Raw genomic sequence first — 26,374 nt, forward strand, 5'->3', positions numbered from 1 at the left:
GAAGCATGCCCCTCGAGCGAAGCGAAGGGGACCTGCTTTCCCATCCTGGTCACGGATATCGTTCGGAAGAGATCAAGGGCAGCTGTCCCACGCAGAAACTGTCATAGCAAACTGCTGCCACCTCCGGTATGCTGCCAAAACAAGCATGAAGATCGCATCTCTAGCCTTCGCCCTGCTCTCTCCTGCGGCACTTCTCGCGCAGCAGTCGCAGCATTCCGTGGTGCTTCACGCGGCACGCATCCTCGACGTAACAGCAGGGAAGACACTCTCTCCCGGCGAAGTCCTCGTGGAAGGCAACAAAATCAAGGAAGCGGGAACGCACGTCACCCATCCCGCAGGTGCAGAAGTCATTGACCTTGGCGACACCACGTTAATGCCCGGCCTCATCGATGCGCACACGCATCTCTTTCTCCACGTCGGCAACGAAGCAAATCAAACCGTCGATGAAAGCGTCCCGGAGCGCACACTCATCGCAGCCGACGCCGCAAAGCACGACCTCCTTGCAGGCTTCACCGCTGAACGTGATATGGGAACGGAAGGCGCAGGATGCGCCGACGTCGCGGTGCGCAACGCCATCAATCACGGACTCATTCCCGGCCCGCGCATGCGTGTGTCCTGCAACGCCATCGACATCACCGGCGGCCACGAAGACAACAGCGGCAAGAACCCTGAGCAGCATCTGTTAAGCAACGCCGACCGCGCGGACAACACAGACGAAGTTCTGCGCGTCATCCGCGAACAGCGCAAGCAGGGCGCGGATTTCACCAAGATGTACGAAACGGGACGCGACAGCCTCCACGACGACGTCTTCACCTCGCCATATCAATACACGCAGGAACAACTCGCAGCAGCCGTGTCAGAAACAAAGCGCACCGGCAGCCGCGTTGCCGTCCACGCCACAGCAGAACCCGGCACTGGCTACGCGGTGGCCGCAGGCGTTGCATCGGTCGATCACGCGGATTACCTCTCGCCTGAAACCATGAAGCAGATGAAGGAGAAGGGCATCTTCGCCGTGCCCACCTTTGCCATCAGCGAATACTTCGCAGAACATGCGGAATCACCCACTGCCGCGCAGCGCCGTCGCGAAAGCGAGGCTTTTCATGCGGCTGAATTCAAGAAGCAACTCGCTGCAGGCGTACCCTTCGCCGTCGGTTCTGACGTAGGCCCGTTCCCACACGGCACGCAGGCGCGCGAGATGGAACTCATGGTGAAGTACGGTATGAATCCTGCGGACGTACTTCGCGCAGACCTGATCAACGGCGCAAAACTTCTCGACTGGGAAAACAGCATCGGTCAGTTGAAGCCCGGTTTCTTTGCCGATGTCATTGCGGTTCCCGGCGATCCCATCAAGGACATCACCGCACTCGAACATGTGCAGTTCGTTATGAAAAACGGTGAGCTGATCAAACGATGAGTCTCTTCAGTCGTGCACGTTACGACCAGAACGGAAAGCAGATCTGCACTCGTTGTGGCAGCGACCGCTTTGAGCGCGTCCTCCGCGAAGGCTTTCTAAAAACGCACATCATGCCATTCTTCCATCGCTACCCGTGGCGCTGCGTTATCTGCCACCGGACTGTCTACCGCTCCATCCGCCGTAACTCAGAAGACCCCGCCGACTGGCGCTGATTACATTGTGCGTTCGGCCAGCACTTCCCATCGTGCATACAGCTCCGCCAGCTCACCCTTCGCATTCGTCTGTTCCAGCAGCGCATTCTGCAGCGCGGCGGCATCGACTGCAACGGCAGGGGTTGCCAGCATAAGCTCCGCAGCTGCAACACGTGCTTCCACAGTCGCAATGCGATCTTCCAGCGTGTCCCATTCGCGCTGTTCATTGAAGCTCAGCTTCTTCTTCGCAGCAGGAGCGGCCTCGACGGGTTCTGCGACCTTCGCAACTTCTGCAACCGGTGCAGCCGCAACCGGCTTCGCATTCATCCAGTCTTCCCACTGCGCAAAGTCGGCAAACTGTTCCGTGTTGCCCTTGCCATCCAGTCCCAGAACAGTTGTGGCTACGCGATTCAGCATGTAGCGATCATGCGTCACCAGCACCAGCGCACCGGGATACTCCAGCAGACTCTCTTCCAGGATCTCCAGCGTCGGAATATCCAGATCGTTCGTCGGCTCATCCAGCAGCAGCAGGTCCGCAGGTTGCAGCATCAGCCGCGCAATCAGCACACGCGCACGTTCGCCGCCGCTCAACCGTTCCACCGGCTGATTCAACTGTTCACCGGTAAACAGGAAACGCGCAGCCCAGCTGGCCACATGAATCTGCTGCCCATTGTGGACTACGGAGTCGCCCTCGGGCGAAAGCGCCTGCCGCAGCGTCAGCTTCGTATCAATCTCACGCGCCTGCGAGAAATACACCACGCGCAACTGATGCGCGCGTTTGATGGTGCCGGTCGTCGGCTCCAGATCGCCGGTCAACAAACGCAGAATCGTCGTCTTACCGCTGCCGTTCGGCCCCACCAGGCCAACGCGCGTACGCGCCGTCATCACATAGTTCAGATGGTTAACAATCGTCCTGCCGCCCAGCTCCAGCGACACATTCTCTGCTTCAATCAGCCGCTTCGTCTGACGATCCGTGGCAACAAAATCAATGTTGGCAGAAGACCTCTGCGCACGAGAGTTGCGGTCCGCCAGTTCGCCAATCATCTCGTGCGCCTTATCAATGCGCGCCTTGCTCTTGGTGGTGCGCGCCTTCGGTCCACGCCGCAACCACTCAATCTCCGTCTTCACCTGGTTCTTCAGGCTTTCCGTTTGTTTGGCCTGTGCTGCCAGGTACAGCGCGCGCTCTTCCAGAAACTCGGAATACGCACCATGCACGCGGAAGATGCCGTCAGGATACACACGGTTCAACTCTGCCGTTTCGTTGCTCACAGCTTCCAGAAAGAAGCGGTCGTGCGAAATAATCACGCACGCGCTCGGGGTGTAGTTGAGCAAATCTTCCAGCCACTCAATGCCCCCCAGATCAAGATGGTTAGTCGGCTCGTCCAGGAGCAATACGTCAGGCTCAACGATGACGCCTTCGCAGATGGCCAGACGCTTGCGCCAGCCCCCCGACAGGCTACGCGCTTCCGCATCTTCGTCAGGAAATCCGGTCCGGCCCATCAGTTCGCGCAGCCGCTGTTCATGCTCGTTTTCCGGCACGTTGCCATCCACTAACGCACGCTCCAGAATGCCGCGCACCGTCATGCCGGCAGGGAACTCGCTGATCTGGTGAATCACACCCACACGCGCCCGTTTGCGCACAGCCACATCACCGGTATCAGGGTCTTCGCGTCCGGCAAGAATGTTCAACAGTGTCGATTTACCCGCGCCATTGGGTCCCACCAGCCCAAGCCGTTCGCCATCCGAAACCACAAGCGAAACATTCTGGAAGAGGACACGAGCGCCATAGCGCTTCGAAACAGATTGCGCGTTAAGAATCGGCGGCATCGTTCTAGTTTATCGGTTTTATGCGGCAATGACGCGCTCTTACAGCATCTGCACAAAGAACCAGCGTTCATCCGGCTCATCACCCGGCTGAATCACCACCTGCCCGCGTGCCCGCTGCATCAGCGACGGAAACTTATCGCCCCACTCCACCAGCACCAGCGCATTCGGATCGGCTTCCATCTCCTCGATGCCGAGTGAGAGCAACTCCTCATCTCTCTCAAGACGATACAGATCCAGGTGATACAGCTTCAGCTTCGTGCCTTGATACTCATGCACTAGCGTGAACGTGGGGCTGGTTACATCTTCCGCATTCGCGCCAATGCACTGTGCAATGCCTTTGACCAGCGTGGTCTTACCCGCGCCCAGGTCGCCCTTCAGAATCACGAGGCGCGGCGCAGGCAACATCAGTTCCATGATGTTCTGCGCCAGCGCCATCGTGCCATTCACGCTGCGTGTTTTCAGCCGTTTTTCAATCATCTGCGTTCACTTTCCAGCGTCGTTCACAAAAAAGCTGCGTCCAGGGCGAAGCTCGTACGCGCAAAGCGCGTCATCCTGAACGGAGCGCAGCGGAGCTGAAGGACCTGCATTTCTTTCCCACACGAGAATGTTTCCGGGAAACAGAAAAACTTCTCAACGAAGCATTCCAGGATGCACAGAAGAATGCAGGTCCTTCGACTTCACTCCGCTATGCTTCGTTTCGCTCAGGATGACGAAGTATCAGAGATTTTCGCGAAGTAGTAAAAATCCCCTGATACCCCGCGCACTCAGCGTTCCAAAAACTAGTCCAATGCGTAGAAAGCAAGTCCGCTCAGCAGCTTCGGATAGAAGTCGGTCGACTTCTGCGGCATTACCTCACCGCCCAGCGACACTTCCTTCATCTGGTCCAGCGTTACGGGCTTGATCAGGAATGCAATGTCCGCCTCGCCACGCGAAACCTGTGCCGCTGCATCTTCCGCACTGCGCAGATAGCGAAGATTCTCCTGCTGACGAATGCTCTCCGGTGTCAGCTCCAGCAACTGCTCCAGCACCAGCGAATGCAACTGCACCACATCCATCACACGCTGACGCGGCGGTACATGCTGCAGCGCACCCTCCACGGCATCCTTCTTTGCCTTCAGCAGCCACGTGCCATCCGCCATCACGGCAAGAAACGCAACACCTTCCGTTGCAGTCAGCGGTGCAAGACGCTCTGCGGCAGACTCAACGCCTTCCGCATCCGAGCCCGCAGCCACGGCCTTCGCTTCCACCTTGCTGACATCGAAGAACTCCGCAGCCTTATCCAGAAACGCCTGCGATGAGAAGTCCTTCAGCCCGTACACAATGCGGTGCGTCGGCAGAATCGTGATGCCGGGAGCATCGGTGTTCACCAGCGTCATCATCATCGCGGCTTCCGGGAACGGAGGCACCGGCAACTGCGGTCCCACCTTCAGGTCCGCATCGTTCGACGGCGATTCATCGGCATTGCCAACAGCTTTTTCGCTGCGGTCGTGTTCGCGCGTCGTGTCCGGCACGCCCAGTTCTGCGGCGCGTTCGCGTGCATACGCGGTCGACGTTTCATAGCGATGGTGCCCGTCGGCAATGATCAGCTTCTTATCTGACAGCGCACCCACCAGCAGGTTCAACACATGCGGATCGGTCACCTTCCATACGGAATGAACCACGCCATATTCATCGGTCACGGTCTCATCCGCCGCAATCGTCGGTTCGCCGGAACGATTGCCAAACACCAGGCTCTCCACCGTGAACGAAGGATCGCTGTACAGCATGTAAATCTGTTCACAATAGGCACGCGTTGCCTTGAACAGGCTCAGACGATCGCTCTTCGGCTTGGCCAGCGTCTGTTCGTGGCGATACACCACCTGCTCGGCGTAGTCGTACAGATGTCCCAGGCAGATCAGGCCGCGGCGCTCGCGCACTTCGTTGGTGCCGGGAACGGTGTAGCGCTGCGCATAGCCAAACAGTGCAGGCTCGCGCTCTTCCACCAGCACGGCTTCCTTGCGCCAGTCCTGCAGCGTCTTCGCAGCGCGGCTGTACACATTCTCCGTCTCGGTATCGGCAGGGAAGCGCTTGCCCAGGATCACCCGGATCAGGTTGTAGGGGCTTTTCTCGTAATACGCCTCCTGCATGGCAGGCGAAATCTTGTCGTACGGCTGTGTAACCACGTCTTCCAGCTGTACTTTTTGCGTGTTGTAACGGAGAGCGCGAAAAGGATAAATACGCATGCGTGCCTTTGAGGAGGGTGCTCCTTGCGATAATTCGGTGCCACTCCATTCTATCGGGCCGGAAATCTTCCCCTCTTTCGGCGTGGCCACAAATGCCGTGAATACTCCGGAAAAACTTTCTGCATCTACTCTTGACGATGGCGCACGAACAGTGGAAACCGCGGGTCAATCCCTGGCTGATCGCCGGTACCGTGGCGCTGGCCGCCTTCATGGAGGTGCTGGATACCTCCATTGCCAACGTGGCATTGCCCCACATTTCCGGCTCCCTGGCCGCCAGCCAGGACCAGGGAACATGGGTGCTTACCAGCTATCTGGTGGCCAACGCCATCGTCCTTCCGCTGGGCGGATGGGCCTCCAGCGTCTTCGGTCGAAAAAACTTTTTCCTGCTCTGTATCACCATCTTTACCATCGCCAGCTTTCTCTGCGGCATCGCTCCATCGCTGCCTTTGCTGCTGCTTTTCCGCGTATTACAGGGTGCGGGCGGCGGCGGTCTCCAACCCATGGCGCAGGCCATCATGGCCGATTCGTTCGATCCCAAACAACGCGGAACGGCATTTTCGCTCTATGCGTTGGTCGCGGTGCTCGCGCCTTCCATCGGTCCCACCCTCGGCGGTTGGATTACTGATAACTACTCCTGGCGCTGGATCTTTTACATCAACATCCCCGTCGGCATCCTCGCTTTCGTGCTCGTATCGCGCCTCGTGGACGACCCGCCGTGGATTAAGGGCGATCGGAAAAACCTGCTGACGGTCGACTACATCGGCTTGGCGTTCCTCACCATCGCCATGGCGGGCTTGCAGATCGCGTTAGACAAGGGCGAGGAGAACGATTGGTTTGCCTCCAACTTTATCCGCACCTTCGCGGCCATGTTCGTCTTCGGTATGATCGCGCTCATCTGGTGGGAACTGCGCGCAAAAAATCCCATCATGAACCTGCGTCTCTTCCGTTTCCGAAACTTCTCCATCTGCTGCTTTCTCATGTTGTTGGTCGGTGGCATCCTCAACGCAGGAACGGTGTTGCAACCACAGTTCACGCAGCAGCTGCTCGGTTACGACGCCACTACCGCCGGCCTCGCACTCACGGCAGGTGGATGCGTTCTGCTGGTCTGTGCGCCCATTGCCGGCATTCTTTCCGACAAACTTCCCGCGCGAACGTTAGTCGCCTGTGCCTTCGTCTTTTTCGCGTGCGCTTACTGGTACGTGTCCAACCACATCACGTTGGGCATCAGCTTTGGCCAGAACTCATTCCTGCGCGTGATCCAGGTCATGCCCATCCCGTTCTGCTTCATCGCCATTACCAATGCGGCATATGTGGGCCTGCCGCGCGAAGCTTCGAATCAGGTCAGCGGCCTCATCAACTTCGCACGTAACATCGGCGGCTCCATTCTCATCGCGCTTTCCGGAGCGCAGGTCACCAACCGCACGTTGTTTCACGAAGCACGCCTGCAGAACTACATGAACTACGCCAACGATCAGTTCAATCAGAGCATCCAGCAGATCGGTAGTTTTATCGGCATGGGTGCAGGTCAGGCACAGGGGCAATACGCCGCACAGGCCAACATTTATCAGCAGTTGAATCAGCAGGCCGCGGTCATGGGCTATGCCGATGTCTATCGCATGTTGTCGTGGATCACCGCTGGTATGTTCTTTCTTGCCTTTCTGTTAAGCAAGCCAAAGAGTGGTGAAAAGGCGCCCGAAGGCGCTGTGCATTAGTTTCCGTTCGCCTGGTGGGTAAACGCGCGTCGTCGCAGCAGCGTCCAAAAAAGTCATGAAATTTGCCGGTCTGCGAGTGATCCGTATTCTTGCCGTTCTTTTCTGGATCGGAGCCATCGTCAGTCTTCCCGCACTTGTCCTCAGCGGTAAATCCAGGTGGGGATGGGATCTTCATGTGTATGCGAATGCCATTCATTCGCTCCGCGCCGGACACGATCCCTATGCCGACGGCATCGCCGTGCAGCAGGCGTTCCATGCCTCGCCGCAGGCCAGCGATCCAACCATCATGCCGCCGTACACCTATGTGTACTCACCCATCACGCTGCCGGTAGTGCGGTTGGTGTCACATCTTCCACTCAATGTTTCAGGCAGCATCTACTGGGCTGTCTACGCATCCGCAGTTCTGCTGATGGTGTGGGTGGGAACGCGTTTCTTTCGCAGCAGCGAACACGCCGCAATGCTTCTCATGGCGCCCCTCGCCATGCACTTCCCAGGATTGTTAAGTAACAACGTGATCCTCAGCGGCAACCTCGCGTACATCCTCTACGGCATCATCCTCCTGCTTGCATGGCTCGGTTGGCAACGCGGTATATGGTGGCCGTTTTATCTCGCGGTTATCGCTGCTTCCTGCATTAAAGCGCCATTACTCACACTGCTTTGCATCCCTGTATTTTCGGCGCGAAAACAGTGGCTCCCCGCAAGCGCCGCCGCATGCGTAGGTTTGTTATTTTTTTCCATACAACGATTCCTGTGGCCCGGTGAATTTCTCAATTACCTCCGCGCCGTCTCGCTGCAGTTTGAATACAACCACGACTTCGGGCTGAGCCCCGCGGGCTTATTGGGCGAATGGCTTTACGCACATCACCGGGCCTACACCGCGGCCAGCACCTTCTTTTACATCGCGTACGCCATCCCGCTTCTGCTGTCCCTCTTCTTCCTCGCAAAACGCTACGGCAAAGGAGACATTTCCCTTGAACAATGGGCGCCCGTCCTGCTGCTGGGCGTGGTGCTGCTGAACCCACGCATCAAGGAATACGACGTCGCGCCGCTGACACTGCCCCTGGCGCTCATCGCATGGCGTCTCAGCGCATGGAAGAGTCGGCAACCACACATCACCGTTGAGTTTCTCCTCTTCTTCCTCGCGCTGCAGTTCCTCTCCGGCAACGACGCAGCCGTGTGGAAGCCTCTCGTCGGCTGCATTACGACGGCGCTCTACATCGCCGGAGCATGGCAACTGTTCGTCACCACATCCGCCAACATGCCTGAAAAATCCTGCGATAACGGTGGCAACTCCATCGCGTACAATCGTCTTCCCACGGAGGAGCAGAAAACCTCTGCGGGCCAAAGCCGTCCAAGAGAGAACGAGACGGTTTGCCAAATGCTGTAAAGGGACAGCCAAAGGCGATCTAATGTCAACACGCGGCCGTAATGTCGTTGCGTCATTGTTCTTCTTCCTGCTGCTTTTCCTTGCAGCCAGGACACTGCGTGCGCAGGAAAATCCGTTGCAGAACCCCCACACCCCCACTAAGCCAGAGCCGCCCAAACCACCTGCGGGCGAAGTCATCACAGGGAAAGACGTCACAGCCAGGGGCGCGCTCCGGCCCGGCGCCACCCTGCGCGTTGAAGCGAACCTCGTTCTCGTCCCCATGACCGTCACCGACGATCAGAACCGCCTCGTCACCGGCCTGGAACGCGAAAACTTCTACGTTTACGAGAACAACCAGCCGCAGACCATCCGCACCTTCTCCACAGACGACGCGCCCATCTCCATCGGCATCATCTTTGATCTCAGCGGCAGCATGAACAACAAGTACACGCGCTCCCGCCGCGCCCTCAGCGAGTTCATGCGCACCAGCAACCCGCAGGACGAGTTCTTTGTAGTCGCTTTCAATGACCGCCCGAACATCGTTGTCGACTACACCAACAATGTCGACGACGTGGATGCCCGCATGGTCATGCTCAAGCCGCAGAACCGCACCGCGCTCATTGATGCCGTCTATCTCGGACTGGACAAGCTGAAAGACGCGAAATACGAACGCAAGGCGCTGCTCGTCATCTCCGACGGCGGCGACAACCGTTCGCGCTACACCGAAGGCGAACTCCGCAAGGCCGTCCGCGAAAGCGACGTGCAGATGTACGCCATCGGCATCTTTGAACAAAACGCGCCAACCGAAGAAGAACGCAACGGCCCCGCGCTGTTAATGGATATGTGCGATCAAACCGGTGGACGCCTGTTTCACGTCACAGATGTAGCAGAACTGGGCGATATCGCGTCACGCATCTCCGCCGAGCTGCGGAACGAATACGTCATCGGATACAAACCTACGGACCTTCATCACGATGGCAACTGGCGTAAGCTGAAGGTGAAGCTGAATCCGCCACCCGGATTGCCACAGCTCTCCGTACACAATCGCCAGGGTTACTATGCACCGTCGGATTAACTTTTTTGCACCACTTTCGTTCGCAATCTCTCTGACGATTCTCCCCGTGCTTGCTGCGCAGCAAGCCCCTGCGCCCTCGGCTCCGTCTCTCTCGGTCGATCGTGACCCCGTCCCCTCGCCCGATCCCGAGGCAGCTCCCGCAGCCGCCGGTGCAGATGCCGCAGGGCAGCAGCCCTCCACGGACCAGATTCAGCGCGCTGGCGGCACCTATACGCTGCATACTGAGGTCGGTGAGGTCCGCCTCAACGCCAGTGTCGTCGACGGCAGCGGCCGCTCCGTGCAGACGCTCCCACCCTCCGCCTTCACCGTGTACGAGGACGGCGTCCAGCAGACCGTAGCCAGCCTGCGCCATGAGGATCTGCCCGTCTCCCTGGGCCTTCTCATCGACTCGTCAGGCTCCATGTATGACAAGCGCACAGCCGTCGGCAAAGCCTCGCTCGACCTCATTAAACTGTCGAACCCCAGGGACGAAGCCTTCCTCGTCGACTTCTCCTTCGACCCCTACATCGACGCCGATTTCACTCACGACATCAAGAAGCTGGAAGATGGCCTGAACTACGTCAAAGCCAGCGGCGGCACGGCACTGTACGACGCCGTCATCGCCTCCGCAGACTATCTCTCACGCAACGCCAAAGAACCCAAGCAGGTCATCCTGCTCATCACCGACGGCGATGACAACGCATCGTCCTCCACCCTGGAAGAAACCATCCGCCGCGTGCAGGAACTCGATGGCCCCGTGATCTACGCGGTGGGCCTGCTCTTCGGCCCCGACGAAGACAAGCGCGAAAGCCGTCACGCTCGCCGTGTTCTGGAAACGCTCGCAGAGCAGACCGGTGGTGTCGCCTACTTCCCCAAGAAGCTTGAAGACGTGGATGCCATCGCCGCGCAGGTTGCCGCGGACATCCGCCAGCAGTACACCATCTCCTACAGCTCCACCAAACCGGCGCGCCTCGGTGGTTACCGCACGATCCATGTCACCGCGCAGGCCAAAGGCTTCGGCAAACTCACGGTCCGCACCCGCAGCGGCTACTTCCCCAAGGGCTCCCAGCCCACCGGCCCCACACCCGGCCTGAAACCGGAAAATGCCAAATAAGGAAGTCGAAATTCAGGCATCAAAGCGAAGCTCAAACGGTCGAAGACCGTCATTCTGAGCGGAGCGAAGAATCCCGATGGATTCTCACTTTCCACAGCTGCCAATTCCCATCCGGCCACAAAACCGGGTGCCCCAGGTTCGCGAAGCTAACCTGGGTATTCGTGCAAAGCACGAACCAGCGAAGCTCCCACGCACAGAGTGCCTCATTCGGAAGGGCAGGGCTTCAGCCCTGCCGTATCGGTTGCAATTGAAGAAGGGGCTTTAGCCCCTGAGGGGAATCTTCCCTCTCAGGCAGCGCAACAGCCACCAGCTACAATCACATAGCCATCGACGTGAAGCTGCTCATCCCATCTCTCCTGCTCACACTCAGCGCCGCCGCGCAGCAGCCATTCGTGCTCATCGATCCCGCACGCGGAGGCTCCAAAGGCGGCTCGCACATCGCAGACCGTGTCGAAGAAAAGCAGGTCACCCTGCAGGTGGCGCAGCGTCTTGGCAATCTCCTGCGCGCCCGCGGCTTCGCCGTGCAGTTGACCCGCGATTCCGATGTGGACACAACCAACGACCAGCGTGCCGCGCTCGCCAACACCACACATCCCATCGCTTGCATCCTGCTCTACGCCTCCAGCACCGGCAACGGCGTACATCTCTTTACCACCACCCTGCCGCAGCCGCCCACGGTTGACCCCGCCGCGCCCGTCGTCTGGGACGAAGCGCAATCTGCCTATGCGGCACGTTCGCAGGCACTGGCCAGCGGCCTGCGAGAAGCCTTCGACCGTACCCGCATCCCCATCGCCAGCGGAACCACATGGATGCGCCCGCTGGATAATATGCAGTGCCCCGCCGTCGCCATTGAAATGGGGCCGCAGAAAGACGGCACCGCAGCCGACGATCCGCCGTATCAAAACCGGGTAGCCGACACCATCGCAGGGGTGCTCCTCTTCTGGCGCAACAAGATTGGTAGCATGACACCGCCCGCGCCACCCAAACCAGAACCCACAACCCCCGCAGCGGCACCGCAGGCAACACCCAGGCCAGCAACCCCGGCACCGCCAAAACCGGCGGCCCAGCCCACTCCAAAACCGGTAGCGCCGTCGCAGCCAAAACCAGCAACACCCAAACCCGCAGGAGCCGCGCAATGATCCCTCGTTACCAGCGCATCCTGTTCATCGTGTTGTTAAGCACGTCCGTCTTCATGGCCATCTTCCTCGTGTACATGCACCGCAAGAACTTCGCGGATGTAAAGAACGCCGACCACACACCCCTTGAAGCGCCCGTCTATTCGGCCTCAGAACAGGTCACACTGGACCTCGCAGACGACTCCGACTTCACCCTCACGCCCACCACGCGCTCCATCGCATTGCCGCAGACCGCCGCCGTCCGCGCACGCGCACTTGTCGAGCATCTGCTGGCGGAATACTCGCTGCCGCGCTCCACGCATCCTCTCGACGGCGGCATCGCGGTCGACGACGTCTTCCTCGTACCGCTCCCGCTCGGCTCCGCACCGCAGCGCGCCTCGCTCACAAAAGAAGCGCAGGCCGACCCGCTGACACAGGCCAACGGTGAACTCGCCGTGGTGAACCTGCGTTCCTCCTGGGTTGACGGCCATCCCGCCGGTATCACCTCGGAAACGCTCACCATCCAGTCCATCGTTGGCACCCTGCGCGCCAACCTGCCGGAGATCACGAAGGTGAAGTTTCTCGTAGACGGCAAACCGCGCGACACCCTCGCTGGCAGCGTGGAATTCGACCGCATCTTCGACGCAGACGCTGCCATCACCGCCCCCGTGCAAACGGCCACACATGACTAGCTACTGGACGAACTCCGGGTGCCCCAGGTTCGCGAAGCTAACCTGGGTATCGCGCAAAGCGAAGCTCCCACGAACGAAGTTCGTCATCCTGAGCGAAGCCGAAGGACCTGCATTCTTCTCCTCTCACTACGCTTCATCGGGAGAACCCAAAACTGGGTGCCCCAGGTTCGCGAAGCCAACCTGGGTATCGTGCCAAGCGCGATCTTTCAAAGGATGGCAATGACCACGCAAGCAAAGCGCCCACTCATCGGCGTCTTCGATTCCGGCTTTGGTGGCCTCACCGTGCTGCGCGAACTCCTGCATCACCTGCCGGGCGCAGACTTCCTCTACCTCGGCGACACGGCCCATCTGCCTTACGGCTCCAAATCACAGGCCGCCATCACACGCTACACCCGCGCGGCCATCCGCGAACTCGTCAGCCGCGGCGCGGAACTCGTGGTCATCGCCTGCAATACTGCCTCCGCGCTCGCCCTGCCATCGCTCCAGGACAACGCGCCCGTGCCGCTCGTCGGCGTTGTCGGCCCGGGTGCTGACGCTGCTGCAGCCATCGTCCCTCCCGGCTCCACGGTTCTGGTGCTGGCCACGGAAGGCACCTGCAACTCCCACGCCTACGCCGAGGCCTGCGCCGCACGCGGTCTTCAAGCTGTAGAAAAGCCCTGTCCCCTCTTCGTCCCGCTGGTGGAAGAAGGCTGGACCGACGGCCCCATCACGGAGCAGATCGCAGACGTCTACCTGAAGGAAGCTCTCGCCGCTGCACTGCATCCACCGCTGGCCATCGTCCTCGGCTGCACGCATTACCCGTTGCTGCGGCCGCTGCTGCAAAGAGAAATCGCCAAACTCGATGACAACATTCCTATCGTCGATTCCGCGGAAGCCACTGCCCGCCACACCGCAACGCTGCTTCCTTCGGCAGCGGTGCCTGAGTCTTCCGGAGCTACTCCCGCCACCGGAGAACCCACCCTGGTACCCACCGCAGCAGTGCACAGCGACGCGGAACCCCACCTGCACTTCCTCGCCACAGACGCTGCCGCCAAGTTCCAGCGATTCGCTCCCCGCTTCCTCGGTCGCGAAATCCCCACCGTAGAACTCATCACCCTCGAAGACTGACGACCCAAGCGAAGCCGCCAAAGGAAACTGGGTGCCCCATGTCTCGATTCTGAGACGTGGGAAAGCGGCAAGGCCGCCTCATTCGACGAAAGCGCAACCAGCGAAGCTCCAACGGTCGAAGACCGTCATTCTGAGCGCAGGCTAAGAATCCCGACGAACTCTCCTTCCGCCAAGACCGCCACAAGCTTCCAGCCACCAACCCCAAACCCAGCTTCGCAAGGCGAAGCTCCAACGCGCAAAGCGCGTCTTCTTTGAAGGGGCACGACTTCAGCCGTGCCATAAGAAACCCAAACCAAGAAAACCGCGCGGCCAAAAAGACAAACAGGAGCATAAATCAAACCCCGCGCGCCCACGGAACGGCCATGGCTGGCACCACGCCGAAGGCGTCGAGAACGGTACGAAGTACCTGTCAAGCCCCCAAACCTCCAAACCCAACAAACCAAAAGAAATAGATCTGGCATGTTATTTCCACCAAACCACTAAAATAGAAACAGAAGAGAAAAGGGCCGCGCCAAGCGCGGCCCTAACCCATTTAGAAAGACGATTTTGCCCCTAACCCCAACAGGCAGACGATTTTACAGCCACCAAAACCGTAACCACAATCAAAAGAAGATTTTAGAAAACAAGAGGGAGGGGGAGGAGGGGTACCCATCACCTGTGCTACAATTTCCACAGAGTGATTCTGCTCTGTACGTCGCAGGGAACGGCCCGAAGTGGATTGGGGCTGGCCAGAGACCGCGATGTTCTGTCCCACCGCTGTATGCCATCCCTTGAACAAATGAGAGGGAAGCGTTGGTTGCTCTGGCTTAGAAGATCACCTGGACTCTCGAGAGATAGACGCATCAGGCGTTTACCAGACCGGAGCAGCAGGGATAACGATCTCGCCGTGCAGCAGCAAAGGCCTATCAAACCAATGCTGATCGAATCGATCCATAGTGTTCCGCTCCACGCCTAAGGAGTGAAAACACACCTGCATCACTACAACGAACTGGCAGGCAGGCCGTCCGCACTGAACGAGGGCGCCGCCGCATACAGACAGAGAAAGACTCCACTTGAACACTGGCAATTCCGCAGTCGCCGAGCAGAACGCTCCGGCCACCTCCACTGAAACCACCACTTCTTCCCCCCGCTTCACCGACTTCAACCTCTCCCAGCGTTTGCAGGACCGCCTCGCTGCGGCAGGCTACGTCACGCCCACGCCCGTGCAGGCAAAGGCGATTGCTCCCGCGCTGGAAGGCCGTGACGTGCTCGCCACCGCCGCCACCGGCACCGGCAAGACCCTCAGCTTCCTCGTCCCGATGATCGAGCGCATGGATGCGGCCCCGCTTGCCGTACCCGCGCAGGACGGCAAGGGCGGCAAGCGCCAGAGCAAGCCTATCCGCGCCCTCATCCTGCTGCCCACGCGCGAGCTGGCCATGCAGGTGCTCGACAACTATGCCAAGCTCATGCCCGGCCAGAAGAATGACGCCGTGCTGGTTTGCGGCGGTCTCAGCGAAGGCGCACAGCTTGATGCTCTCCGCCGTGGTCCACGCCTGGTCGTTGCCACGCCCGGTCGTCTTGAGGACTACCTGAAGCGCGGCGAGATCAGCATCCGCAACGTTGAGATGCTCGTACTTGACGAAGTGGATCGCATGTTGGACATGGGCTTCCTTCCGGCCATCCGCCGCATCGTCGGCGCACTGCCGAAGACCCGCCAGACCATGTGCTATTCCGCCACGCTCGACGCCAATATCGCGGAGATCGTGCGCGACTACGTGCAGAAGCCTGTTCGCATCGAGATCGGCACCACGTCGAAGCCCAACGAACGCGTCGAGCTCCGCGCCTACACCGTGATGCAGGACCAGAAGCTGGGCCTGTTGGACCAGATGCTGAACGAGCAGGAGGGAACCTTCCTGGTCTTCAGCCGCACCAAGCACGGTGCGGATCGCATTGGCCGCAAGCTGGAGAAGCTGGGCTATACCGCCAGCATCATCCACGGCGACCGCTCCCAGTCCCAGCGCACGTCAGCTCTCAAGGCGTTCGCTACCGGCAAGAGCCGCATCCTCGTCGCAACAGACGTAGCTGCGCGCGGTATTGATATCTCGCACATTGCTCACGTGGTGAACTATGATCTGCCCAATGCCAGCGAGGACTTCGTCCACCGCATCGGCCGTACTGGCCGAGCAGGCAAGGAAGGCCTGGCGACTACGTTCGTTATGCCGCAGGAGCGCAGTGATGCACGTCGCATCGAGCGTGAACTGAAGGTCAGCTTCATCTGGCGCGAAGCCGATAAGAACCTGGCCAAGGAAGAGCGCAACGCGCCGCTTGACCTGAACAACGTTGGCGACCTGATGCAACTGGAGACCCGCGCATGGAAGACCAACCAGCAGGGCACCAGTCTTGAGGACGCACCCGTACCGCAGGGCCGCAGTCATGCGGGCCGTGGCAACGGCAACAGCCGTAATGGCGGCAACGCAGGCAAAGGTGGTGGTGGCGGTTTCCGCCGCCGCCGTCGGTAAAGGTAAAACACTCGTTTCGCGTGGACCCATTGCAAAGGGCGGCGACGATCGCATCACTTGCTCGTAAACCAGCCTTTGTTCTCTCCATGCAAAAAGGGACGCCTTCGGGCGTCCCTTTGGACTTTGCGTTGCAGTAGCGTCGCGCCTGTGCTTCCATAACGGTATTGCGTAAGCTTTTCGCCATCCTGCTGTTGGTTGTCTTCGGCTTGCCGTTGGCATCGTCGCTCTTCGCGCTCACTCCGCGAAGTGATGCTTCGCTGCCTGCGTGCTGCCGTCGCGCTGGCATGCATCACTGCACGCAGATGGCGGAACAGGACTCGCAGCCAACAGACCACCGGCATGTTTCCGTAGTGCAGGAGAAGTGCCCCTGCTGCCCGGCCGTCCTTAGCCTGGGCAATGTAACCAACCTGCTTGCGTCTCCTTCGTCGCCGTTGCTGTTCACGGCTCTGCAAGCGCAGTCGACGATTGTTGCGCAGGCAGAAGTCAGCCAGCGCATTGCGCATGATCGAGCCCGCGGAAAACGCGGCCCTCCTTCTTTCCTTGCTCGGTAACGCTGTCGAGTTCTGCCGCTTGGACTGCAGCAGATGCTTCGTCTCCGCTTACATCGAAGGAAGGAAACCTTTCATGGCAACCTCTGCTGCGAACGCTCCTGTCAACGAACAGGATCGCCGTTTGTATCGCACCATCTGGCGCTGGCATTTCTACGCCGGCATCTTCTGCATCCCTCTTGTTATCTGGCTATCGATCACAGGCTCTATCTATCTGTTCAAGCCGCAGATCGAACGCTGGATGGATCGGTCTTATAACCATCTACATCTCACCGGTCCGCGCGCTACACCGGAGCAGATTGCTCGCGCTGCTGTCATCGCGGTTCCCGGATCGACGTTGCACTACTACGAGCTGCCGCCAGGTGATGATGCAGCAGTGCGCGTGATTGTGGGCATCGGCAAGAAGGAGTATCGCGTCTACGTGAACCCGCAGACGCTTGCCATCCTGCATACGATCAGTGAAGACCGCCGATTGATGACAGTAATCTCACACCTTCACGGCGAGCTGCTGGCCGGAACTCCAGGTTCGTACCTGGTGGAGCTGGCCGCATCGTGGGCCATCGTGCTGTTGCTTACCGGCTTGTATCTCTGGTGGCCGCGACAGACGGAGAAGCTTGCCGGCGTTCTGTGGATACGTACGCGCAATGGCAGCCGCATCTTCTGGCGGGATCTCCATGCAGTGACCGGCGTCTGGGTTTCGGCCTTCGCGTTGTTCCTCATTCTCACCGGTCTGCCCTGGGCGAAAGGCTGGGGTGGTTACTTCAAGAAGGTCAGGCAAGTTACAGGTACATCCGTTGCCAGGCAGGATTGGATGACGAGCCGCGCTGATACCTTGAATGATCGCATGGCACAGAACGGCAATAGCCTGAGCAGTTCCATGGACGATATGCCCGGTATGGAGCATTCCGGTCATATGGGGCACGACATGGGAAGCATGAGCGGCATGACGATGGAGGACAACGCATACCAGCCCTTCAACTTGCTCGTTCCGGTGGCGGCAACACTGCATCTGGCTGCGCCGGTAGAGATCATGCCGGCCATGAAGGCTGGCGGTACATGGACGATCAAGTCTGACGCGCAGAACCGCAGGTTACGCGATGTGTTGCAGGTAAACGCAGAAACGGGAACTATTGTCAGCCGGAAGAACTTTAGCCAGGGCATGATTCTTGACCGGCTTGTCGGTACGGGCATTGCAGCGCATGAAGGCCAGCTCTTTGGCCTGATGAATCAACTGCTGGGATTGGTTACGGCGATGGGATTGGTTCTGTTGAGTACGAGTGCGATTGTTCTGTGGTGGAGGCGGCGACATGTCGGCGTGCTGGGTGCGCCGGTGCCGCTGGTCCGTCCACGATGGAGCTTTGCACTGGCTGCGGTGGTGCTTGCGCTTGCCGCCTATCTGCCAGCGATGGCGTTTTCTTTGATTGCGGTGCTGCTGCTGGAATGGACGGTTCTATCGCGCGTTCCCGCAGTTAGCCGCTGGCTTGGATTGGCTGCTATCGCATAAGTGGAAGGGCTGGAGAATAACTCTCCAGCCTTCCGCTACTTCGAATAGGTGTAAGTGCCGCAGAGCGTAGAGGAGTTGTTCAGGTCCTCTGGCTTCAGGCTTGGCATTTTGCTGCCGGAGAAGAAGGCTACCTGCATGGTCTTGCCCTGCACTGCGGTTGCCATGTACTGCGTCTCTTCCGCTCCGCACAGCGTGTTCTTGTGCAGGAACTTGCGATCGCCTGCGATGCTCAGGCGGTACAGCTTGCCATGTACGCCGTCGGCGGTATCAAAGTTGAATACTGCGGCCACCTCTTCCGTAGTCAGTTCGCGCAGGTCTGCAATGGTGAAGGGTTGAAAGTAGATGGACAACCGCTCACCGGAGAGCATGATGTCGCCGGTCACGGAACGCGCCGTGTTGCTGGTGGCCTTCCAGTAGCCGTTGTCCTGCGCCACGGCGGATACGGACAGCAGGAGGGCGATCGCGGTAATGACGAGACGCTTCATGCCTACCAGCATGACACCGCAACGGAAGCATCGGCAAATCCTGGCCGATGATTTATGGCAGGGCAAACGCGACGTACTTTGTGCCGTGTTTCGCCTTGAGGTTGCGTGCGCTGCTGCTTGCAATCACCACGTACTGCTTGCCATGGACCATGTATATGGCCGGTGTGGCGTTGCCTGCGTAGTCCATGGTGTATTCCCAAACGGCCTTGCCGGTTCTGGCATCGAAGCAGTGCAGCTTGTTGTCAAAGCTGGTTGCGCCAATAAACAGCAGGCCACTGGCGGTTAGCACGGGGCCGCCGTAGTTTTCGCTGCCAGTGTTTTTCATGCCCTTCGCTGCCAGTTCCGGATATTCGCCCAGAGGCACGCGCCACAGGTATTTGCCCGTGTTCAGGTCGAGCGCATTCAGCGTTCCCCACGGTGGCTGGATTGCGGGATAGCCATCGGGGTCAAGGAATTTGTGATATCCGGTGAAGCGATACTTCGCGGGTGGCGCTGCATTCCTGTCGTTACCGGATGCTGCTTCCTGCTTGTCGCTACGGTCTGTTTGGGAAAGGTCGCTGCTGCGTACATAGGCGAGGAGTGAGTTTTGGGAATCGCCTATGAGGTTGGAGAAGCCTGGCATCCGTCCGCGACCGTTGTGGATGACGTCTGTCATCTGTTGCGTAGAGAGCTTGTTGGTCGCTTCAATCAGTGATGGGAAAACGTTTGCCTGTCCTTTACGGTCGGTTCCGTGGCATACGGCGCATTGTGCGTTGTAGAGCGTCGCACCAGCGCTTTCGCCACTCTTTACGGCGGTCAGGCCGCCTGTCCAGGCCACATCGTTCGCATTGATGTAGAGCACGCCAGTGTGGGGATCTACTGCTTCACCGCCCCACTCTGCGCCACCGTCGAAGCCGGGAAAGACAACGGTTTCCTGATCCACGCGGAAGGGAATGAACTGACCGTCGCTGATGAGCGTGCGGAATTTTTCAGCAGCCCATGCATGCGCTTCCGGTGTGCGCGTGGTCAGCATTTCTCCTGTTAAACGCTGTCGTGCGAAAGGCACAATCGCCGTGGACAGGGGCTGCGTCGGTGATGCGACCTCACCCGGAACAGTGCTTGCCGGGAACGATTTCTCTTCGATTGGAAACAGCGGCTTGCCTGTGACACGGTCAAAGACGAAGACTTGCCCGTTCTTTGTCACCTGGGCCACCGCGTCAACGGATTTGCCATTGCGATGCAGCGTCAACAGCACCGGCGGCGAGGGGAAATCGCGATCCCACATGTCATGATGCACGGCCTGAAAGTGCCACAACAGTTTGCCTGTGGCTGCGTCGAGTGCCAGCAGCGAGTTTGCATAGAGATCGTTGCCAACACGATCCGCGCCGTAGAAGTCGCTGACTGCCGAACCGGTGGGTGCATAGAAAATGCCACGCGCTTCATCCAACACGCCGCCGGTCCAATTGTTTGCGCCGCCGGTGTATTTCCACGCGTCTTTTGGCCATGTTTCGTAGCCTGGCTCACCGGGATGCGGAATGGTGTGAAAGCTCCATACCAGCGCGCCGGTGTGGATGTTGTAAGCGCGAATGTCTCCGTGGGGCGACGGTTCCGTTTCGCCGGTGCGAAAGCCAGCGATCAGGACGTCTTTGTAGATGGTTCCCGGTGTGGTGATAGCGACAGTGCCCTGTGGCGATTCGGGGCCTAAGTCATTGCGAAGATCAATATGGCCATCCTTCCCGAAGGAGGGTATGGGGTTTCCAGTGACGGGATCCAGCGCACAAATGGCATATAGTGTCTGCGCAAAGAGGATGTCGTGAGCTCCATCAGGACTCTTCCAGTAAGCAAATCCGCGCGCGGGCTGGCCAGTGCGGATGCCGGAATCAAACTTCCATAATTGCTTTCCCGTGGCTGCATCCAGACCGAATACGATCTGTTCTGGTGAGTAGACGAACATCCTTCCCTGGGCGATCAAGGGATGTGTCTGCAATCCTGCCAGCGATTCGCCTGTGTCAAACGTCCATGCCACACGAAGCTGCTTCACGTTGGTGCGGTTGATCTGCGTCAGTGGCGAATAGCGCTGGCCAGACTTGTTGCCGCCATACACGTTCCAGTCAGTTGATTGCGGATCGCTGGAGGCATGCACGGAAACCGTGCGCGGCAGGAGGAAGACACAGGCCAGGGAGGCAGTTGCACCAGTTCGCAGCAATGAGGAAAGAGATTTCATGGAGGGCAGAATTGTAGTCTGCCGATTCAAACTTCCGGGAATTTTGCCTTTGACCGTTAGCGAATGTCGAAATTAATTTCGCGCACCAGGCCGTCGCCTGTGGTGGTCCACATGATCGCCGTGTTGATCGGAGTGGCAGCACCAGCCTGTGTCACCACGGCATCTGTCTGCCGAAGCGGGCAATCATTTACCTGCGCCGCGCCGCTGTTATCCACCAGAATCTTCGAGGAAACATCTTTTGTCATACCGGTGCAGACGATGTGCACATGACCGTGAAAGTTTGCCGGTACCTGTATCTGCACCTTGCTGGCGCAACCCAGCAGAACGATGCCGGACACCGCCAGCGCCGAGACAACGTGATGCTTTCGAAGATGAGCCGCAGGGGATTTCATACGCGTACCCACTACGCTATCATGCGCTTGCTCTACAATTGCGGTGCAAATCAGAGAGGACTCCACGTGCCACTTCATCCGGCTTTCGTCACTACCGCTCTTGAGCTTCCGGGGTATCGCATTGTCCGCAGCCTTGGGCTGGTGCGGGGTATCGTAGTGCGGTCGCGTTCCGTGTTCGGGACTATCGGCGCCAGTCTGCAGACGCTGGTGGGCGGCGACATTACACTGTTCACCAATCTTTGCGAACGCACACGGCAGGATGCTCTGCTGCGCATGGAAGAACATGCCGTCGCTATGGGAGCGAATGCTGTCGTCGCCTTTCGTTACGATGCAAATGAAGTGATGCAGGGCGTGACGGAAGTGCTGGCGTATGGCACTGCAGTTGTTGTGGAACCACTTTCCTAGGAGACACTCATGGCTTCAACAGGCAGAGTCACTGGCATTGGCGGCGTCTTTCTGCGGGCTCGTGATCCGAAGGCGTTGACTGACTGGTATCACAAACACCTTGGCCTTCCGCTGACGGATCACGGCATCACGTTTATGTGGACCGATGAGGTTCCCAAAGGCACCGGCATGACCGCGTGGAGCGCCTTCAAAGAAACCACGGACTACTTTGGCAAGGGCAGCCGTCAGGCCGTGATGATCAACTATCGCGTGGACGATATGGATGCTCTGCTGGACAAGTTGAAGGCAGCCGGTGTGGAGATTGATCCGCACCGCGACGATGCAAGCTACGGACGTTTCGCATGGATTGTTGACCCTGAGGGTAATCGTGTGGAACTCTGGCAGCCGCTTGCAGATCATGCATCGTCATAAGTTGAAAACGGGAGTTTGAAAATGAAGTATCTTTTCGGCGCTGTGTTTGCGCTTGCTGTGATTGCATCGCCACTCGTCGCGCAGACATCCACGCCGCCCAGTGAAATGATTACCGCCACCACACTCCGCAGCACGGGCGACGATCTGCTGAAGCAGGCGCTTGCGTCGAAAGATGGCATTGCGTTCAAAGTTCTGCTGACACGTCCGGATGGTGCGGAACAGCTTGCCGTGCGCGTGAAAAGCGGTTTGGGAGAATGGCACCATGACTTTGCCGATGTTCTGATTGGACTGGAAGGCGAGGCAGAAGTGGTGACCGGCGGCACGCTGGTGAACGGCAAGGACACCGCGCCTGGAGAAAAACGCGGCGACGGCGTGAGCGGCGGTAAGCATCAGCCGTTTCATGCAGGTGACGCCATCCGTATTGAGCCGGGTGTGCCACATCAGATGATTTTGAAACCGGGCAGCACCCTCCGTTATTTCGTGGTGAAGGTGCGGGCGAAGTAGCGAAGATTTTCACCCGATTTTTCACAAGCCGCTTGCCGGTACGATAGGCCAATGCAGGCTGAAACCAGTTCTCCCTGCCCGGCCACGCCGGGTGTGCTGGAAGTGATCGTTGGACCCATGTTTTCCGGCAAGAGCGAAGAGCTTATCCGGCGGCTGAAACGCGCGCGTATTGCAAAGCAGCGTGTGGGCTGCTTCAAACCGGATATTGATCTTCGCTATCACCGCACGGCCATTGCATCGCATTCCGAGCAGACGCACGAAGCCTCTGTAGTGACACCGAATTCCGATCGGTTACGCGAAGAGCTTTTTGCGAACGGTCTGGTGGATCGCGTCGAGGTTATTGGGTTGGATGAGGTGCAGTTCTTTGATGAAGGCATTCTGCCGCTCACCATGGAGTTGATCAACCTGGGCAAGCGCGTGATTCTTGCAGGGCTGGATACCACCTTTGCCAATGAGCCTTTTGGCCCCGTGCCAAACCTGATGGCCTTAGCGGACAAAGTCACAAAGCTGAATGCTGTGTGCATGGTGTGCGGTCAGCCCGCCATTCACACGCAGCGGCTTGGCCATTCACAGGAGCTGGTTGTGGTGGGTGCAGTCGGCCTGTATGAAGCACGCTGCCGTGCGCATTTTCAGCCGTACGTGGAAGAGCCCGCAGAACAGATGGATTTGCCTGTTGTCACCGAGATGTAAGCTTCTGCGGCTACCATGGAGCGAGGGAGCCGTTTGTCATGCTGAATTGTTCTGGTCGGATTGCTACAGGTCTGTTTCGCTTTGTAACGATCGCATCGCTTTCCATTGCATGCGCTACTGCTGTTGCCCAGTCGCCCAATGACACAGCGCTCCGCGGCTTGTCTCCGGTGACGACGCTTCACAAAACAGCAGCGGGACAGGCGGCACTGAGCGCGAACCTGACCGTGACTGGCGGCATCCAGACAGGCGCTATTCCGCAGCCCACACTGCTGCCAACAGAGGAGCAGCGTCAACTTGCATTACGCGATGCCGCGATTACTTCAGCGAATGCGACGCAGTTTGCCGACGCTCTGGGCACAGCACTTGGCTCTGCTTATGTGGCGCGTGCGCATTACATCGATCGTTCGCATTTCACTGTGGCATCTGAGAGCATCACACGCGTGCTCACACTTGCGCTTACCACCAGCGGTACGCATTCCGCGGTGGCGAAGTTCTTCTTTGCTAACGGCACCACGGACGGCAAGACTGCAGCTACAGGGCTTGCTGCGGACGCCATGCATGCAGCGAATGGTGTGACCGATCCGTTTGGACGTGCGTACCATCTGCCCGCGGGAAGCCCTAATGCCGATTCCTATGGCAACTCGCGTCCGTTTCAAACAGAGCCGGAGTTCCGTCGCATTGTGGGCCGCGATTATTTCAACCTGGTCACGGATAACACTGTCTATACACGCGGCCCGGTGATGGACCTGACCAATAGCCCTTCTTATCCCAGCGGTCACACCACATATGGCTATACGGCGGTGCTGGTGCTTGGGTTATTGGTACCGGAACGTTATCCGCAGATGATTGCGCGCGGTGCAGAGTATGGCAACAGCCGCATCATTGTTGGCGCGCATTATGCGATGGATGTGCTGGGTGGCCGCACGCTTGCTCTCTATGACACGGCACATCTGCTGGCGGAAGATCCTGCATATAAGAATTCCACTGGATTTCGCAGAGCGATTGAACAAGCAAAAGCCGATATGGCGAAGGTGCTGGAAAGTGCCTGCGGCAAGAGCGTTGCGGAATGCGCCGCGGAAGATACCAGCCGTTACAGCGATGCAGCGGCAGTCTCCGCCTTTTATGCGGTGACGCAGACGTATGGCCTGCCGGTGGTTTATCCGGAGACTGCTGCGAAGATGGAAGATGTGGGCAAGATTGCACCGGAGGCGGGTTATCTGCTCACGGTGGCTTATCCGTCGTTGACGTTGGCAGAGGCAGACCAGATTCTGACAGAGACCGAAGGCCCAGGTGGAGGTTTCCTGGATGATGGTTCTGCCTTCGGCCTTTATTCCCGCATCAACCTTTATGAAGCAGCAGTGCGTGCCGCTGTGCTGACGAAGTCCCGTGCCGGAACGAAATAGATAGTTCCGAACACTAATGACTGTGTTGTAGCGGCAGACTGAATCGATAGTTCATTTCGATAAAGCCGAACTGCGCGTGCGTGTTTACGGGATAGATGGCACGCACCACGTCTTTGCCCCACACGTGGGCGTAATAGGCAGTAAGTGCGAGGCGCGCTGTTACCTGGTAATCGGCGCTGATGTCATACAGCGTGGCCAGGCTGTTGTTCCCATTTGCGGGACGTCCCGTGTAGCCAAAGGTGGTTTTATCCAGCGGCCCTCCGCCCAGGTACCACAGATCATTGCGACTGGTCAGGCCAAGGAAGTGAAGGTCTGTGCGAATGTCCAGCTTCGGCGTTGGTTTGTCCATCAACTGCACAAATGCTTCTTTCGAATTCATCATGTTGAAGAAGGGGAAGCGTGCGTAGTTGCGCGGTGTGGGCAGCACCTGGAAGTACGTATTGTGCGTGTTGTCATTAGGGTTTTCATCGCCGGTGGCGCGCAGAAATCCTCCACGAATCCACGGCGATGACTTTACCTGTGTAAATTGCACGCCGCCTTCCAGTGCTACAGCTCCGGCGCGATGATCCTGTACGCCCCATCGTCCGTTTTGCAGAACACCCCAGAACAGGCCGTCGAGCTTCACATTCTTTGAAACAGGAACTGCCGCGATCATGCTGGTTCCATAGGAACCGATGCGAATGTTGTTGTGGTCTGCTGTACGCGCGGCTTGCGAACGGTTGTCTACTTTTGTAACGCCGGTACGGCCGTCGTGATAGCCAATGGCAAATGCGCGCACCAGTACATGCTGCTTCGCAGCTGTGCGCGACCATGCCAGATATTGCGCATCCACATCGAGTTCCGGATTGGCATTCATGTTGAACACGCCTTGCACGGCGCGTGCGCCCATCGCCGTGACATCCCATGAACCCTTGTTTACCTTTACTTCCACGCCATCAAGAGAGCGCTGGCCATTGGAGAAACCAAAGGAGCCGATCAGCCTTTGCGAGATGCGGTTTGCCTGCAACCATTGCAGCGACTTATCAGTGGGCTTGATCTCGGTGCCATCTGTGAATTCGAAGCGGCCCACGCGAATGGTGTTGGAGTCATGTGCGAAGTGATAGCGCAGCCAGCCCTGCTTGAACGAAGCGGCAGCAGGAAAACGATTATTGCCGTTGTGGGCGTAGTAGGTGCCACCCAGACCAAGATGTCCCTGTGCAGGCACGGGTGATACTGCATCGTCCGGCAGCCACAGTTCGCTGCTTTGTGAAAGCTCGGCTGTCCAGTCGATGCGTTTGATGCGCTGCTGCAATGCGATGCGCAACAGGCTGTCTACGTGGGCGTATTGTTCTGCATTGGGTGTGGCAGAAAACCATTGCGTTACGTTCACGCGCTGGCGATCCCACACGCTTACGGTCAGCGGTGTGGGCTTGGAAATGTCAGGTGAAGGAATCTGCGCTTCAGAGACCGGGGCTGCGAAGAAAAACAATGCGGACGAGACAAGAGCGGGGAGTCGTAGCGTCATCAAGAACAGGTTA

General features: G+C 58.5%; 24 protein-coding genes. 17 read left to right on the forward strand and 7 right to left on the reverse strand.

The window, feature by feature from the left end:
• Positions 1-145 precede the first annotated feature (145 nt).
• Together AB6729_RS14465 and AB6729_RS14470 are read left to right on the forward strand one after the other, a co-directional pair.
• Positions 146-1,414 (forward strand): amidohydrolase family protein, encoded by a 1,269-nt coding sequence (locus AB6729_RS14465; RefSeq protein WP_371082332.1) that lies wholly within the window; start codon positions 146-148, stop codon positions 1,412-1,414.
• A complete protein-coding gene (locus AB6729_RS14470) occupies positions 1,411-1,626 on the forward strand; it encodes a hypothetical protein (RefSeq protein WP_371082333.1) in 216 nt (71 codons plus the stop codon). The genes AB6729_RS14465 and AB6729_RS14470 overlap by 4 nt, the downstream gene beginning before the upstream one ends.
• Here the strand turns inward: AB6729_RS14470 and AB6729_RS14475 are convergent, their stop codons facing one another.
• From AB6729_RS14475 to AB6729_RS14485, 3 genes are all read right to left on the reverse strand, one after another.
• The gene (locus tag AB6729_RS14475; RefSeq protein WP_371082334.1) at positions 1,627-3,432 is read right to left on the reverse strand and encodes an ABC-F family ATP-binding cassette domain-containing protein; all 1,806 of its coding nucleotides are present in this window, start codon (positions 3,430-3,432) and stop codon (positions 1,627-1,629) included. It abuts the gene before it with no gap.
• A gap of 39 nt (positions 3,433-3,471) precedes the next feature.
• The gene (gene tsaE, locus AB6729_RS14480; protein WP_371082335.1) at positions 3,472-3,909 is read right to left on the reverse strand and encodes a tRNA (adenosine(37)-N6)-threonylcarbamoyltransferase complex ATPase subunit type 1 TsaE; all 438 of its coding nucleotides are present in this window, start codon (positions 3,907-3,909) and stop codon (positions 3,472-3,474) included.
• A gap of 302 nt (positions 3,910-4,211) precedes the next feature.
• A complete protein-coding gene (locus AB6729_RS14485; protein WP_371082336.1) occupies positions 4,212-5,654 on the reverse strand; it encodes a DUF1015 domain-containing protein in 1,443 nt (480 codons plus the stop codon).
• 137 nt (positions 5,655-5,791) lie between these two features.
• Here AB6729_RS14485 and AB6729_RS14490 point away from each other — a divergent pair, with 137 nt between their 5' ends.
• The 10 genes from AB6729_RS14490 to AB6729_RS14535 all read left to right on the forward strand — a co-directional run bounded on the left by AB6729_RS14490 (position 5,792) and on the right by AB6729_RS14535 (position 18,364).
• On the forward strand, positions 5,792-7,366 hold the full coding sequence (locus AB6729_RS14490; RefSeq protein ID WP_371082337.1) for a DHA2 family efflux MFS transporter permease subunit: 1,575 nt from the start codon (positions 5,792-5,794) through the stop codon (positions 7,364-7,366).
• A gap of 55 nt (positions 7,367-7,421) precedes the next feature.
• Entirely contained in the window at positions 7,422-8,753 is a 1,332-nt protein-coding gene (locus AB6729_RS14495; RefSeq protein WP_371082338.1) for a hypothetical protein, read from the forward strand.
• A 22-nt stretch (positions 8,754-8,775) separates the two neighbouring features.
• Complete coding sequence (locus tag AB6729_RS14500; RefSeq protein ID WP_371082339.1) at positions 8,776-9,807, forward strand: VWA domain-containing protein; 1,032 nt, start codon at positions 8,776-8,778, stop codon at positions 9,805-9,807.
• The gene (locus AB6729_RS14505; RefSeq protein WP_371082340.1) at positions 9,791-10,900 is read left to right on the forward strand and encodes a VWA domain-containing protein; all 1,110 of its coding nucleotides are present in this window, start codon (positions 9,791-9,793) and stop codon (positions 10,898-10,900) included. Before AB6729_RS14500 ends, AB6729_RS14505 begins: the two co-directional genes overlap by 17 nt.
• Positions 10,901-11,232: 332 nt before the next feature.
• A complete protein-coding gene (locus tag AB6729_RS14510; RefSeq protein WP_371082341.1) occupies positions 11,233-12,039 on the forward strand; it encodes an N-acetylmuramoyl-L-alanine amidase in 807 nt (268 codons plus the stop codon).
• Positions 12,036-12,707 carry a GerMN domain-containing protein gene (locus tag AB6729_RS14515; RefSeq protein WP_371082342.1) on the forward strand — a complete coding sequence of 224 codons (672 nt, stop codon included), beginning with the start codon at positions 12,036-12,038 and terminating at the stop codon, positions 12,705-12,707. Before AB6729_RS14510 ends, AB6729_RS14515 begins: the two co-directional genes overlap by 4 nt.
• Positions 12,708-12,926: 219 nt before the next feature.
• On the forward strand, positions 12,927-13,814 hold the full coding sequence (gene murI / locus AB6729_RS14520; RefSeq protein ID WP_371082343.1) for a glutamate racemase: 888 nt from the start codon (positions 12,927-12,929) through the stop codon (positions 13,812-13,814).
• 1,052 nt (positions 13,815-14,866) lie between these two features.
• Positions 14,867-16,312 (forward strand): DEAD/DEAH box helicase, encoded by a 1,446-nt coding sequence (locus AB6729_RS14525; protein ID WP_371082344.1) that lies wholly within the window; start codon positions 14,867-14,869, stop codon positions 16,310-16,312.
• A 164-nt stretch (positions 16,313-16,476) separates the two neighbouring features.
• Complete coding sequence (locus AB6729_RS14530) at positions 16,477-16,863, forward strand: DUF2946 family protein (RefSeq protein ID WP_371082345.1); 387 nt, start codon at positions 16,477-16,479, stop codon at positions 16,861-16,863.
• 73 nt (positions 16,864-16,936) lie between these two features.
• Positions 16,937-18,364, forward strand: a complete 1,428-nt coding sequence (locus AB6729_RS14535; RefSeq protein WP_371082346.1) for a PepSY-associated TM helix domain-containing protein — start codon at positions 16,937-16,939, stop codon at positions 18,362-18,364.
• Between the two features lie 35 nt (positions 18,365-18,399).
• Here AB6729_RS14535 and AB6729_RS14540 read toward each other — a convergent pair whose 3' ends face one another.
• Genes AB6729_RS14540 through AB6729_RS14550 form a run of 3 tightly spaced genes read right to left on the reverse strand, consistent with a single transcriptional unit; the run spans position 18,400 to position 21,444 of the window.
• A complete protein-coding gene (locus tag AB6729_RS14540) occupies positions 18,400-18,849 on the reverse strand; it encodes a hypothetical protein (protein ID WP_371082347.1) in 450 nt (149 codons plus the stop codon).
• A 52-nt stretch (positions 18,850-18,901) separates the two neighbouring features.
• Positions 18,902-21,052, reverse strand: coding sequence for a PQQ-binding-like beta-propeller repeat protein (locus tag AB6729_RS14545; protein WP_371082348.1), 2,151 nt, complete (start codon positions 21,050-21,052; stop codon positions 18,902-18,904).
• A 56-nt stretch (positions 21,053-21,108) separates the two neighbouring features.
• Positions 21,109-21,444, reverse strand: a complete 336-nt coding sequence (locus AB6729_RS14550; RefSeq protein ID WP_371082349.1) for a hypothetical protein — start codon at positions 21,442-21,444, stop codon at positions 21,109-21,111.
• 66 nt (positions 21,445-21,510) lie between these two features.
• Between AB6729_RS14550 and AB6729_RS14555 the strand changes: the two genes are divergently transcribed.
• From AB6729_RS14555 to AB6729_RS14575, 5 genes are read left to right on the forward strand one after another with little or no spacing between them, the layout of a single operon-like run.
• On the forward strand, positions 21,511-21,849 hold the full coding sequence (locus AB6729_RS14555) for a YbjQ family protein (RefSeq protein WP_371082351.1): 339 nt from the start codon (positions 21,511-21,513) through the stop codon (positions 21,847-21,849).
• 9 nt (positions 21,850-21,858) lie between these two features.
• The gene (locus tag AB6729_RS14560) at positions 21,859-22,260 is read left to right on the forward strand and encodes a VOC family protein (protein ID WP_371082353.1); all 402 of its coding nucleotides are present in this window, start codon (positions 21,859-21,861) and stop codon (positions 22,258-22,260) included.
• A 21-nt stretch (positions 22,261-22,281) separates the two neighbouring features.
• Positions 22,282-22,764 carry a cupin domain-containing protein gene (locus AB6729_RS14565; protein ID WP_371082354.1) on the forward strand — a complete coding sequence of 161 codons (483 nt, stop codon included), beginning with the start codon at positions 22,282-22,284 and terminating at the stop codon, positions 22,762-22,764.
• 51 nt (positions 22,765-22,815) lie between these two features.
• Positions 22,816-23,454 (forward strand): thymidine kinase, encoded by a 639-nt coding sequence (locus AB6729_RS14570; RefSeq protein ID WP_371082355.1) that lies wholly within the window; start codon positions 22,816-22,818, stop codon positions 23,452-23,454.
• Positions 23,455-23,492: 38 nt separating this feature from the next.
• Complete coding sequence (locus AB6729_RS14575; protein ID WP_371082356.1) at positions 23,493-24,857, forward strand: phosphatase PAP2 family protein; 1,365 nt, start codon at positions 23,493-23,495, stop codon at positions 24,855-24,857.
• 13 nt (positions 24,858-24,870) lie between these two features.
• On the opposite strand, the gene AB6729_RS14580 is transcribed toward AB6729_RS14575, so the two are convergent.
• Positions 24,871-26,361, reverse strand: a complete 1,491-nt coding sequence (locus AB6729_RS14580; protein ID WP_371082357.1) for an alginate export family protein — start codon at positions 26,359-26,361, stop codon at positions 24,871-24,873.
• Positions 26,362-26,374 lie beyond the last annotated feature (13 nt).

The sequence above is a fragment of the Terriglobus sp. RCC_193 genome (assembly GCF_041355105.1).
Taxonomy (GTDB): Bacteria; Acidobacteriota; Terriglobia; order Terriglobales; family Acidobacteriaceae; genus Terriglobus.